Annotated in this window: 1 protein-coding gene; it reads left to right on the top strand. The window is 56.5% G+C overall.

All coding sequences use genetic code 11. The features are described from left to right. Positions 1-47: 47 nt before the first annotated feature. Positions 48-294: P-II family nitrogen regulator (locus tag QSV46_RS39355; protein WP_314964039.1), on the top strand; the 247-nt coding region annotated here is incomplete at its 3' end.

Raw genomic sequence — 294 nt, 5'->3', positions numbered from 1 at the left:
GCTGGGGGTGAAACCGCATTTTGGCGGACGTTGCAGGTGCCTGTACAGTGATCGATGTCACCAGCTCGAAATGTTTTCCCCTTCTACCTGCAACTTTTTTGTGCCATTTGCCCAGAAAGATGCCAGATTTGCATCGGCGGTCCGCCGTCGGGGGCACCCAACTTTTCGCGTGCTCAAAAACACCCCAGGGAAATGAAGGCCTGACCATGAAGCTCGTCGTCGCGATCATCAAACCTTTCAAGCTTGACGAGGTACGCCAGGCGCTGACGGCCATCGGCGTCCACGGCATGACGG

It is taken from the genome of Bradyrhizobium cosmicum (genome assembly GCF_032290525.1).
Classification (GTDB): domain Bacteria; phylum Pseudomonadota; class Alphaproteobacteria; order Rhizobiales; family Xanthobacteraceae; genus Bradyrhizobium; species Bradyrhizobium cosmicum_A.
This window is presented reverse-complemented; position numbering and strand designations above follow the sequence as displayed.